This window comes from Nanhaiella sioensis, from assembly GCF_046557775.1.
GTDB lineage: Bacteria > Bacillota > Bacilli > Bacillales > SM2101 > Nanhaiella > Nanhaiella sioensis.
Genome location: NZ_JBKAEG010000001.1, coordinates 1,887,911 through 1,900,164, shown reverse-complemented (window position 1 = coordinate 1,900,164; position 12,254 = coordinate 1,887,911). Strand labels below are relative to the sequence as shown.

The window sequence follows — 12,254 nt, the reverse complement described above, 5'->3', positions numbered from 1 at the left end:
AAAGGAGGGGTTAGCTTGAAGGGAAAATTACTCATTGTCGGTTTCGGGCCAGGTAGTGAAGCCCATATAACTAACAGGGCCAAGGAAGCCATCGCTGAAAGTGATTGTATTATTGGTTATAAAACATATGTAGATCTTATTTCAGATCTTATAACAGATCAAGAGATAGTAAGCACAGGCATGTCAGAAGAAGTAAGTCGTGCACAAGCAGCGGTTAAGTTAGCGGAAGAAGGAAAATATGTAGCTGTAATTTCAAGCGGAGATGCTGGAGTATATGGCATGGCTGGCTTAGTATACGAGGTGTTAATTGAAAAAGGATGGTCAGAACTTGATGGAGTTGAGGTAGAGGTTGTTCCAGGGATTTCTGCAATTAATTCATGCGCGTCGTTGCTAGGTGCTCCTGTTATGCATGATGCTTGTACGATTAGCTTAAGTGATCATTTGACTCCTTGGGAGCTTATCGAAAGAAGAATTGAAGCAGCCGGTCAGGCTGATTTCGTCATCGCTCTTTACAACCCAAAGAGTGGGAAGCGAACGAGACAAATTGTTGAAGCGCAACAAATTCTATTAAAATACCGTTCTCAAGACACACCAGTTGGTTTAGTAAAAAGTGCATACAGAGATCGACAGCATGTCGTTATGACGACCTTACAGGATATGCTTGATCACGATATTGGTATGTTAACAACTGTGATTATTGGGAATTCCACTACGTTTATGTATGATAACAAAATGATTACGCCAAGAGGTTACCAAAGAAAATACACATTGCAAACACAAGAGCAGAAGTTGAAACCACATGAACGGCTAAAAAGAGAGAACGAGCCTTGGGCATTGCACGGAGGTAAAGAAGAGTCTCCTTCAGCGTTAGATATGGCAAATAAGGCAATTGCGATGGTTGATCAAGACAAAGGGGTAACGAATGAGAGGTCAACATATGTAGGAACAAATATTGAGTCAATTTTTGAAGTAGCTGTCAGTCCAGGTGTCGTTAACAAAAAGTTTACGCCGCAGCAAATGCTTGTTCTTGCAGATGTTGTCGGTGATAAAGGAACGATGGAGTATACAATCAATCACCAGATTTTACTTCATATTCCTACTTCAAGCCCTGAAACAGTCACAAATAAACTAACGGATGTTGGTTTTTTACTTGCACCGGTTGGTGATGTAGCGACTATGAAGGCATGTGATTTTTGTGATGGAGAGAAATTTGACTCCATACCGCAGGCTGAGGAAATACAAGCATTAATAGGTGGTATTGATGTTCCAAAGGAGCTTCATATCGGTTTTAACGGCTGTGCGATGGCTTGCTATGGTGCAGTGAATGATGATATTGGCATCGTATTTCGCAAAGGCAAATTCGATCTCTTTCTCGGGGCGAAAACCGTTGGTAGAACTGCTCATGCTGGACAACTAGTCGCAGAAGGGATTGAACCTGAACGTCTGGTTCCATTAATACAAAATATCGTAGGAGAGTATAAGGAGAAGGGGCATCCGAACGAGCGTTTTAACAAATATTATAAACGTGTAAAGGAAATACAGGGTTACCAGTATAAAGATGTGTCACCAGATCTATCAATTGAACCGGTACCGTGTGCTGATTAAAAGGAGGAATATCAATGAAGGCAGTGTTATTTGTTGGTCATGGAAGTAGAGATCCAGAAGGAAATGAACAAGTATTAAAGTTTATAGAAAATATGAAACCTAGTATAGATGATAGTTTATTAGTAGAAGCGTGTTTTCTAGAGTTTGAGTTACCAAATATACTTCAAGGGCTGGAAGCTTGTGTGAACAAAGGGGCATCGCATATTGTTGTCATTCCAATTATGCTACTTCCAGCGGGCCATTCAAAGATTCATATCCCTGCAGCAATTGATGAGGCAAAAGAGAAGTACCCTCATATTGCTTTTACATACGGTAGGCCGATAGGTGTTCATGACTTAGCACTAGACATCTGTATTAATAGATTGGTAGAGGCTGGAGAGAAGATAGATGATCCTAAAGAGCATACAGCAGTAATTTTGTTAGGTCGAGGAGGAAGCGACCCTGATGCGAATAGTGATTTGTATAAAATTACAAGACTGCTGTGGGAACGACTTAAATATAAGATTGTAGAACCTGCTTTTATGGGCGTCACTGATCCTCTTATTCGTGAAAGTATTGAACGATGTATAAAGCTAGGAGCCAAAAGAGTTGTTGTCGTACCATACTTTTTATTTACAGGTATATTAATTAAACGTCTTGAGCGGTTGATGGCAAATTTTCAAACAGAATTCCCATCAGTAGAATTTGTGTTAGCAGAATATTTTGGGTTTCATCCAAAACTTGAATTGATTTTGCATGACCGCATAGCTGAGGCGTTAAAAGATGAAGTTAAGATGAATTGCGATACGTGTCTGTATCGTTTAGAGGCGATGGAACATATTGATCATCACCACCATCACGATCATGATCAGGGTCACCACCATCATCACCATCATGACGTGAAAACGGAGCATGTTAAATGATTTTATGTTTAGCCGGTACTAGTGACGCAAGAGAACTTGCGATATCTATGAAGAATGACGGATACTCCCTGCTTACAACGGTTGTCACAGATAGTGCAGCGATAGAGTTAAGAAAAGCTGGACTTCCTATAAAGGTCGGGAGGTTAACTGCAGAAGAGATGGTAGAAGTTATTCAACAACAAAACATTGAAACGATTGTGGATGCTAGTCATCCATTTGCAGAGGAAGCATCTAGAAATGCTATACAAGCAGCTAGAGCTGCGAATATCCCGTATATAAGGTATGAGAGGCAGCCAGAGCTTGTTAAGTCAGAAGAAGTCATCTCAGTCGAGAGCTATGAACAAGCAGCAGAGGTTGCTGCTAGCAAGGGTGGCGTGATTATGCTCACGACGGGGAGTAAAACATTACAAGTTTTTTCTCAAAAGCTATTAAATTTACCAAATACTCGCTTGATTGCTAGAATGCTACCGCGCAAAGATAATATGGAAAAGTGTGAGCAGCTTGGTATTCCTCAGAAGAATATTGTCGCCATTCAAGGTCCGTTCACGAAAGAGTTTGATATAGCACTTTATAAACAATACGGTGTTACATTGATGATTACGAAAGAGAGTGGAAAGGTTGGGTCTGTTGATGAAAAGCTAGCTGCAGCTGCTGAGCTAGACATAGAAACAATCGTGATCAAACGACCAAGCATTGAGTACGGCCTTACTTTTTCATCTTTTGATGAAGTATTAAGGCAACTAAAAGAAATGGAAGTGCAGAACATATAAGGAGGACGATTTAATGGATTTTCGCACTGAATTTAAACCGGAAACTGTTCAGCCACAGCAAATCGAAGGAAGAAGCTTTGAAATGATCGATGAGGAGGTAGGGGAGCACCAGTTTTCCGAAGAGCAATACCCTGTCGTTCAACGTGTCATTCATGCTTCGGCTGACTTTGAACTAGGGAAAAGTCTTGTGTTTCATAAAGATGCTATTGGAGCAGGTATTCAAGCCATTCGGAGCGGTAAGAAAATTGTTGCTGATGTACAAATGGTACAAGTGGGTATTAGCAAGCCGCGCGTAGAAAAATATGGCTGCGATATTAATGTATATATATCAGATGCTGACGTGATGGAAGAAGCGAAAAGGCTTAACACAACACGGGCAATTATTTCTATGCGCAAAGCAATTAAAGAAGCTGACGGAGGCATTTATGCCATTGGAAATGCGCCAACAGCGCTATTAGAGCTTATTCGCCTAATAAAAGAAGGCGAGGCGAAACCGAGGTTAATTATCGGTTTACCAGTAGGTTTTGTTTCAGCTGCTGAATCAAAGGAGGAGCTGGCTAAGTTGGATGTTCCATTTATTACGAACATAGGTCGGAAAGGTGGAAGTACCGTTACCGTTGCAGCATTAAACGCAATTTCAATTCTTGCTGATAGAGGATAAGTATGAAAGATCAGAAACAGTCTACGGAAAAAAAATTACGACAAGGTTATACGACTGGATCGTGTGCTACAGCAGCTACGAAAGCAGCACTCACAGCATTAATTACGAAGGAAGAGCAAATCGATGCAACGATTTATCTTCCGGTCGGAAAGTTTGTTACCTTCCAAATGGAGCATTGTGATTTTCATGAGAACGGCGTAACTGCAGGTGTGATTAAAGATGCTGGTGATGATCCAGATGCAACTCATGGTGCCTTAATACAAGCAACAGTGAGCTGGAAAAATACCGCTGGAATTGAGTTGGACGGTGGAGCAGGCGTTGGTAGAGCAACAAAACCAGGGTTACCTATCGAAGTTGGAGAAGCGGCAATTAACCCTGTTCCAAGAAAAATGATCCGATCCACAGCTGAAGAAGTGTTAACCCAATTTCACATTCACCAAGGAATAAAGGTCGTTATATCAGTACCTGATGGTGTTGAAATAGCCAAAAAAACACTTAATGGAAGACTTGGAATTTTAGGTGGTATCTCTATTTTAGGTACAAGAGGGATCGTTGTACCGTTTTCTACTGCTGCTTATAAAGCGAGTATCGTACAAGCGATAAAAGTAGCTCGTGCAAGCGATTGTGAGCATGTTGCAATTACAACAGGCGGGCGTAGTGAAAAATATGCGATGCAACAGCTTCCTAATTTATCAGATGAGGCTTTTATTGAAATGGGTGATTTTGTCGGCTTTACCCTGAAGCAGTGTAAACGTCTAGGGATTAAGAAGATCTCTATGGTTGGCATGATGGGAAAATTCTCAAAAGTCGCCCAAGGAGTGATGATGGTTCATTCGAAAAGTGCACCTGTCGATTTTGGCTTTTTAGCACAAGTTGCATCCGAGGTGGGTGTGAAAGGGGAATTAATTGAAGAAATTGAACATGCAAACACCGCTTCACAAGTTGGGGATATGATGGTCGAGAATGGGTTTCATAGTTTTTTTGAAGTTCTTTGTAATTATTGTTGTCAGCAAGCTCTTCAAGAAATGTCCGGTGGAGTAGATGTCGATACAACTTTGTATACATTAAAGGGTGATCTGTTAGGAAGGGCGGAATGCTATGACGAGAGCGATTAAGATGATTGGTATAGGGGATGAAGGGAAACAAAGTCTCCTTTCTACATATGAACAATGGATTTATGAAAGTGAAGTGCTTGTTGGCGGAGAAAGGCAGCTCGTATTTTTTCCTGATTACTGTGGAGAAAAGGTAGTGATTAAGGGAGGGTTACGTTCACTTGTTGAACGCCTTGAAAGTGAATCGAGACGTATCGTTATACTCGCCTCGGGTGATCCGTTATTTTATGGTATCGGCAGTTATTTGGCAAAGAAACTTCAGCTAGAAATTTATCCATATGTTAGTTCAGTGCAGCTTGCATTTGCGAGAATGGGTGAGAGCTGGCAGGATGCATATATAACAAGCTTACATGGAAGAAAGATGCAAGGTCTAGCACAAAAAATAGACGGCAAAGACAAAGTAGCTATTTTGACAGATGAAACAAATACGCCTTCAGCCATAGCTACGTACCTACTTTTTTACAACATGGTAGAGTATCGTGCTTTTGTAGCTGAAAACCTTGGTGGAGAGTCGGAAAGGTGTGGCTGGTATGATCTTCATGAGCTCCATGACATGGTGGACAATGTTTTTTCACCTCTTAATATTGTCATTCTGAAAAAGGTGGCAGAAAGCCCCGCTTGGAGCTTAGGAATTAATGATAATGAGTTTGCCCAACGAAAGCCTGAAAAAGGGTTAATTACGAAAAAGGAAATCAGAACGCTAAGTGTAAGTGCACTACAGCTTAAACTAGATAGTGTCGTTTGGGATATTGGGACTTGTACTGGGTCAGTTGCTATCGAAGCTGCGAGAATTGCTCGAGAAGGGCAAGTGTTTGCGCTTGAGAAAAATGAAGCTGATATAGAAAATTGTTTGTTGAATATACGTAAATTCCGTACAGATATAACAGTAGTCAACGCAAAAGCACCTGATGGCCTCGATTCTTTCCCTGATCCTGACGCTGTTTTTATTGGAGGGACAGCTGGTGGCATGCGTAACATACTACAAATTTGTTGTAATAAATTACGAGAAGATGGAAGAATTGTGCTTAATGCTGTGACAATTGAGAACTTATCAGAAGCAAATGCCTTGTTTAACGAATATGGCTTTCATACTGAAATTATTTTGGCACAAGTCTCAAGGAGCAAGCCGATTTTGAACTTAACGAGATTCGACGCATTAAATCCAATATATATAATTACGGCTACAAAGAAGAAAGGGGCTTAAAGCTTATATGAATGGAACATTATACGGACTAGGAGTAGGGCCAGGTGACCCTGAGTTGATTACGGTAAAAGCTTTTCGTACTTTGCAGGAATCGCCAGTAATCGCTTATCCAAAGAAACGCAAAGGAAGTAAAAGCTATGCTCATCAAATTATCGATGTGTATGTGAATCCGAACGAAAAGGAAATGCTTGGGTTAGTTTTTCCTATGACAAAGGATAAGAGCATTTTAGAGCGTGAATGGAATTTAACAGCGGAAAAGGTATGGGAAAAGCTACAACAAGGAAAAGACGTCGCTTTTGTAACAGAAGGAGATCCGCTTTTATACAGTACTTTCATTCAAATGTTGAATGTGATGAAGAAACGATATCCAGAAGTAAAAGTTCATACGGTACCTGGTATTTCATCAATTAATGGTGCAGCTTCTAGGCTTGGTATTCCATTAGCTGAAGGAGATGATCATGTAGCAATCATCCCTGCTAGAGATGACTATGAAGCGATGAAAAAAGTGATTGAAGAAAATGATTGTGTCATATTTATTAAGGTTGCAAAAGTGATAGACCTTATGATCAACGTGTTAAAGGAATTGCAACTGTTAGATAAAGCTTCAGTGGTGACGAAGGTAACCTCAAATGAAGAAATTATTTGGAATGTAGAAGAACTCGAAGGTGTAGATCTTGAGTATTTAACGTTAATGGTGGTGAGAAAATGAAGCTATATATCGTTGGAGCAGGACCTGGTGCAAGTGATTTAATAACTGTCAGAGGCTTAAGGCTACTTCAAGAGGCAGATGTTGTTTTGTATGCTGATTCGCTAGTTAGTGAAGAGTTAATAAAGGAATCGAAGCCTACAGCAGAAGTGCTCAAAACAGCTGGTATGCATTTGGAAGAAATGGTAGATATCATGGTAAGCAGGTTGAAGCAAGGAAAAAAAGTAGTAAGGGTTCACACAGGAGATCCAGCCGTGTACGGAGCGATAATGGAACAAATTTCACTTTTAAAAAGTGAGGGAGTGGAAATAGAAATCGTTCCTGGTGTAAGCTCTGTTTTTGCAGCAGCTGCTGAATTAGGTGCCGAGTTGACAATACCGGATTTAACACAAACGGTTATTTTAACTAGGGCAGAAGGAAGGACACCTGTACCTGACCGTGAAAAATTACAAGATTTAGCTCGCCATCATTGCACGATTGCCTTCTTTTTAAGCGCAACATTAACTAAAAAGGTTATAAATGAACTACTAGAAGCTGGCTGGAGCAAAGCGACACCTGTTGCTGTAGTATACAAAGCAACATGGCCTGATCAAAAGATTGTTCGATCAACGCTGGAGCATCTTGATGAAGATATGAAAAAGAATGGTATAAGAAAACAAGCAATGATTTTAGCAGGCTGGGCGCTCGATGAGCATATACATGAAAAAGACTACCGATCAAAGCTATATGACAAAGAATTTTTCCACGGATTTCGCCCGGGGGTGAAATCGTGATTTTGTCGTTAGCGGAAGACAAGCTTCCAGTTATTAAGCATGTGAATACATATGCTGTTGTTGCTATAACAAAGCATGGGGTTGATCTAGCTAGAAAGCTCGCTTCTTCATTCTCAAATACGGATGTTTACTATATGAGTAAATTTGCAAAAGGGGACGAGGAGCAGCTAAACATTCAAATGTTTCAAGGTAGCGTAAGGCTGCTTCTTCCCTCACTATTTCAAGCTTATCAAGGAATTATCATGATTATTTCATTAGGTGCTGTCGTGCGAATGATTGCCCCACTTTTGAAGGATAAAAAAACAGACCCCGGTGTTGTTGTCATCGATGATAAGGGTGAGCACGTGGTCAGTGTGTTATCAGGTCATTTAGGTGGTGCAAATGAATTAACGAAAGAGGTAGCTGCTGTGCTTCAAGCTACACCAGTAATTACAACAGCTTCAGATGTTCAGCAAACAATTCCAGTTGACTTATTTGGAAAGCGGTTTGGTTGGCAATGGGAATCAGCAGAAAAGCTCACACCTGTAAGTGCTTCTGTCGTAAATGAAGAACAAGTAGCAGTTGTGCAAGAATCAGGTGAAAAGAATTGGTGGAACTACGACAAGCCCATACCCAATCATATTTCTATTTATTCGGACATAGCTCAAGCCTTAGCGAGTAATCCAGCAGCAGCCCTTGTCATTACTCATCGGCTGCTCACAACTAAAGAGCAGGCAATTTTAAAAAATGGCGTATTGTATCGCCCTAAAGTTGTTGTCTTAGGGATGGGATGTAATCGAGGGACTAGCTATGATGAAATAGAGCAAGTCATAGATGATACATTAGTAGAATTACAGATTTCAAAAAAAAGTGTTAAAGCAATTACCACAATTGATTTAAAAAAAGATGAAGTAGGCTTGTTGGAGGTTGTTGAAAAAAACCATTGGGATTTTACCTATTATACAGCTGAGCAGTTGAATAATGTATCAATCGAACAGCCATCAAATACAGTATTTAAATATACTGGGGCATACGGTGTTAGTGAACCTGCAGCAAAGCTGTATAGCGGAGCCGAGGAGCTACTATTAGTAAAGAAAAAATCAGGAAATGTGACGATATCAGTCGCAATTATTCCACATTGATTGATATGATGGCTAGTAATCTTGTTTTCCTAGCTTGTGAGTAGAATCATTAGGTTAAGACAGTAAAACCAAGAGTTCGGATAGTAAACAGAGTTAATTGGATAGTAAAGCAGAAGTTTGAATAGTAAATAGAGTTAATTGGATAGTAAAGCAAGAAGTTCGGATAGTAAATAGAGTTAATTGGATAGTAAAGCAAGAAGTTCGGATAGTAAATAGAGTTAATTGGATAGTAAAGCAAGAAGTTTGGATAGTAAACAGAGTTAATTGGATAGTAAAGCAGAAGTTTGGATAGTAAATAGAGTTAATTGGATAGTAAAACAAGAAGTTTGGATAGTAAAGCAGAAGTTTGGATAGTAAAGCAGAAGTTCGGATAGTAAAGCAAGAAGTTCGGATAGTAAATAGAGTTAATTGGATAGTAAAGCAAGAAGTTCGGATAGTAAATAGAGTTAATTGGATAGTACAGCAAGAAGTTCGGATAGTAAATAGAGTTAATTGGATAGTAAAGCAAGAAGTTTGGACAATAAATAGAGGTAATTTGATAGTGAAGCAGAAGTTCTGACAGATACATTCTTCCACAGTTGCTCACAGAATGTGGGCAAGTGTGGAATCGGGGTGCCTTTTGCATTTCTTATAAGGAGGCTACAAAATGAGCAAAAGATTTGTCATTGCTGGAACGGGAAGTGGAGTTGGTAAAACGACCTTAACGATCGGTTTGATGGCTGCCTTTCAGCAAAGAGGATTGAATGTACAAGGTTTTAAGTGTGGACCTGATTACATCGATCCTACGTATCATACCGCTGTTACAGGCAGACCATCAAGAAATTTAGATAGTTGGATGCTTTCTCATGAAGTCGTTCGTGAAATTTTCAGTCGTGGGAGTGATGACGCTGATATCTCAATTATTGAAGGTGTGATGGGTTTTTACGATGGCAAAAATCCACAAACGAATGCAGGGAGTACGGCAGAAATAAGTGTGATTACAAATACACCAGTTATACTCGTTGTCAATTGTGCGAGTATGGCTAGAAGTGCGGCAGCTATTGTGAAAGGTTTTCAAGTCCTTTCTCCAGAGCCGAATATTGTAGGTGTTATTGCGAATAGAGTAGGTAGCGAAGGTCATTATAAACTTGTGAAAACGGCGATAGAGCAAGAGTGTCATATTCCAGTAGTTGGCTATTTAAAAAGAGAGGATAATATTGAAATTCCAGAGAGACATTTAGGGTTAGTGCCGTCCATAGAAAGGGGAGAGCTGGATCATTTTTTCGCAATCTTAGGGAATCTTGTGTCAGAGACAATAGACCTTGATCTACTGTATGAGCTTGCTGAATCAAAAGGAATTGATCATCACCCGACTGGAATATTTGATATACAGCATACTCAAAGTGTTAAGATTGCCGTTGCGAAGGATGAAGCTTTTAATTTTTATTATCAAGAAAATTTAGATATTTTAAAAGCCTATGGAGCTGAGCTCGTCTTTTTTTCTCCGTTAAGAGGTGACCACTTACCTGAAGGGGTTTCTGGTTTATACATTGGAGGAGGCTTTCCTGAAGAATTTGCTAAGCAATTATCAGAACAAGCTGCAGTCAAAGATTCGATCAAACGTGCGATAACTAGTGGGATACCAACATTAGCAGAATGTGGTGGATTTATGTTTTTAACAGACATGATAGAATCTACAGAGGATGAGCGTTTTGAAATGGTCGGTATTATCCCTGGCAAAGTAAAAATGCAGCAAAAGCTTGCAGCACTTGGCTACCGTGAAATAAGTGGTGCACCAGGTAATTACCTATTACCAAATCACTTACATGCAAAAGGCCATGAGTTTCATTACTCGACCTTTTCATCAGCCACTAATGTACAATATGCCTATGAAACAAAGGGTATGCGAGGAGTGAAAAAGGAAGGCTTTATGAATAGTAATGTTGTAGCAGGCTATACTCATTTTCACTTTGCTTCATGTCCAGAAATGGTTCATAATTGGGTGACTAAATGTCGACAATGGGAGAAAGATAATTAGTCATACTATGGCAACAATAAGCAACATTAATTATGTGAAGAAAATCACAAAAAATACAAGTATGCTTTTTGATAGATAGAGGTTTGTCGTACAAGATGTCACTCTCATTTAGCTATTCAAATGTAAAAGGCTGTTTTCGCATTAATTGAGTTTTTTCGTAACACGTATACATCTTATCATTCGTGGCATCATTTGTTGTTATATAATAATGTCAACTAATGAAAAGTTATTTACTGTTATTTTAATTTTGTCACAATAGCTCAGTTTACGAACAGAGCTTTACATATAAACAATTCAAGGAGGTTTCATTATTATGTCTATTCATGTGACGATTCCACCATTAGCGAAGCAAAAAGGAACAGAAGTAAGTAGGTATGTTGATACATTAACAAAACCTCAAGGTAGTCTTGGTAGATTAGAAGAAATAGCGATTGCACTTGCTGAAATGACAGGAGAATCTTTTCCAACGGTAATGCCTCCTGGTGTGATCGTCTTTGCAGCAGACCATGGGATTGCCAAGGAGGGTGTATCTGCGTTTCCTCAAGAAGTAACATCTCAAATGGTTTACAATTTTCTAACAGGTGGAGCGGCTATAAATGTCTTTAGTAGACAAATAGGAGCAAAGTTTAAAATTATAGATATAGGAGTAGCAAATGATATTAATGGTGAAGGGTTAGTAAATAGAAAAATAAAGTATGGCACAGCGAATTTCCTACAGCAGGATGCAATGAGTCGTTCGGAAGCCGAGCAAGCTGTCAAGGTTGGCTATGAAGAGGCTGAGAAGTTTATAAAGGATGGGGTAAAATGTCTCATCTTAGGTGAAATGGGTATAGGAAATACAACAACAAGCAGTGCAATATTGGCTGTATTATTGGATGAGAATGTAGCTGAAATTGTCGGTCATGGTACGGGTATTTCAGATGATGGGAAAATTAAAAAAATTGAGGCAATTAAGCAAGCAATAGTGAAACGAAACCCAAATTCAACTGAAGTATATGATATACTGTCTAAAATAGGTGGATTAGAGATTGCTGGAATGACTGGTGCAATGCTTGCAGCTGCTCATCATCGAGTTCCAATTCTAGTTGATGGCTTTATTTGTACGATTGCAGCATGTCTTGCTAAAGTAATTGATCCTGCAGTTGTGGATTATATGATAGTTGGACACCAATCGGTTGAGCCTGGGCACAAAATTGCAATTGAGTTTTTAGGAAAAAAACCTTTGGTAAATCTTGGACTTCGGTTAGGTGAAGGAAGTGGAGCAGCAGTTGCATTTCCAATCGTAAAATCTGCCACACTAATGTTAAAAGAAATGGCCACCTTTACTCAAGCAGGTGTGTCTAATAAAGAAGAGTAAAGCTAACATAGTGGTACTATGTGAAG

General features: G+C 39.6%; 11 protein-coding genes. All 11 read left to right on the top strand.

Annotated elements, in window-relative coordinates:
* The first annotated feature begins 15 nt into the window (after window positions 1-15).
* The 11 genes from cobJ (at window position 16) to cobT (ending at window position 12,228) form a co-directional block, all read left to right on the top strand.
* Entirely contained in the window at window positions 16-1,605 is a 1,590-nt protein-coding gene (cobJ, locus tag V1503_RS08830; RefSeq protein WP_410626353.1) for a precorrin-3B C(17)-methyltransferase, read from the top strand.
* Window positions 1,606-1,619: 14 nt separating this feature from the next.
* A complete protein-coding gene (locus V1503_RS08825) occupies window positions 1,620-2,507 on the top strand; it encodes a sirohydrochlorin chelatase (protein ID WP_410626351.1) in 888 nt (295 codons plus the stop codon).
* On the top strand, window positions 2,504-3,277 hold the full coding sequence (gene cobK / locus V1503_RS08820; protein ID WP_410626349.1) for a precorrin-6A reductase: 774 nt from the start codon (window positions 2,504-2,506) through the stop codon (window positions 3,275-3,277). The genes V1503_RS08825 and cobK overlap by 4 nt, the downstream gene beginning before the upstream one ends.
* 13 nt (window positions 3,278-3,290) lie before the next feature.
* On the top strand, window positions 3,291-3,938 hold the full coding sequence (locus V1503_RS08815) for a precorrin-8X methylmutase (protein ID WP_410626347.1): 648 nt from the start codon (window positions 3,291-3,293) through the stop codon (window positions 3,936-3,938).
* Between the two features lie 2 nt (window positions 3,939-3,940).
* Entirely contained in the window at window positions 3,941-5,053 is a 1,113-nt protein-coding gene (locus V1503_RS08810; protein ID WP_410626345.1) for a cobalt-precorrin-5B (C(1))-methyltransferase, read from the top strand.
* On the top strand, window positions 5,037-6,254 hold the full coding sequence (gene cbiE, locus V1503_RS08805; protein ID WP_410626343.1) for a precorrin-6y C5,15-methyltransferase (decarboxylating) subunit CbiE: 1,218 nt from the start codon (window positions 5,037-5,039) through the stop codon (window positions 6,252-6,254). The genes V1503_RS08810 and cbiE overlap by 17 nt, the downstream gene beginning before the upstream one ends.
* Before the next feature lie 7 nt (window positions 6,255-6,261).
* Entirely contained in the window at window positions 6,262-6,963 is a 702-nt protein-coding gene (cobI, locus tag V1503_RS08800; RefSeq protein ID WP_410626341.1) for a precorrin-2 C(20)-methyltransferase, read from the top strand.
* Window positions 6,960-7,733, top strand: a complete 774-nt coding sequence (cobM, locus tag V1503_RS08795; RefSeq protein ID WP_214484389.1) for a precorrin-4 C(11)-methyltransferase — start codon at window positions 6,960-6,962, stop codon at window positions 7,731-7,733. Before cobI ends, cobM begins: the two co-directional genes overlap by 4 nt.
* Entirely contained in the window at window positions 7,730-8,854 is a 1,125-nt protein-coding gene (locus tag V1503_RS08790) for a cobalt-precorrin 5A hydrolase (RefSeq protein WP_410626339.1), read from the top strand. Before cobM ends, V1503_RS08790 begins: the two co-directional genes overlap by 4 nt.
* Before the next feature lie 646 nt (window positions 8,855-9,500).
* Window positions 9,501-10,871 (top strand): cobyrinic acid a,c-diamide synthase CobB, encoded by a 1,371-nt coding sequence (locus tag V1503_RS08785; RefSeq protein ID WP_410626337.1) that lies wholly within the window; start codon window positions 9,501-9,503, stop codon window positions 10,869-10,871.
* Between the two features lie 313 nt (window positions 10,872-11,184).
* Window positions 11,185-12,228 (top strand): nicotinate-nucleotide--dimethylbenzimidazole phosphoribosyltransferase, encoded by a 1,044-nt coding sequence (gene cobT, locus V1503_RS08780; RefSeq protein ID WP_410626335.1) that lies wholly within the window; start codon window positions 11,185-11,187, stop codon window positions 12,226-12,228.
* Window positions 12,229-12,254: the final 26 nt, after the last annotated feature.

Coding starts and splice junctions, on each gene's coding strand:
- cobM (WP_214484389.1), top strand. CDS start 6,960: ATGAAGCTATATATCGTTGGAGCAGGACCTGGTGCAAGTGATTTAATA.
- V1503_RS08825 (WP_410626351.1), top strand. CDS start 1,620: ATGAAGGCAGTGTTATTTGTTGGTCATGGAAGTAGAGATCCAGAAGGA.
- V1503_RS08785 (WP_410626337.1), top strand. CDS start 9,501: ATGAGCAAAAGATTTGTCATTGCTGGAACGGGAAGTGGAGTTGGTAAA.
- cobT (WP_410626335.1), top strand. CDS start 11,185: ATGTCTATTCATGTGACGATTCCACCATTAGCGAAGCAAAAAGGAACA.
- cbiE (WP_410626343.1), top strand. CDS start 5,037: ATGACGAGAGCGATTAAGATGATTGGTATAGGGGATGAAGGGAAACAA.
- V1503_RS08810 (WP_410626345.1), top strand. CDS start 3,941: ATGAAAGATCAGAAACAGTCTACGGAAAAAAAATTACGACAAGGTTAT.
- cobI (WP_410626341.1), top strand. CDS start 6,262: ATGAATGGAACATTATACGGACTAGGAGTAGGGCCAGGTGACCCTGAG.
- V1503_RS08815 (WP_410626347.1), top strand. CDS start 3,291: ATGGATTTTCGCACTGAATTTAAACCGGAAACTGTTCAGCCACAGCAA.
- cobK (WP_410626349.1), top strand. CDS start 2,504: ATGATTTTATGTTTAGCCGGTACTAGTGACGCAAGAGAACTTGCGATA.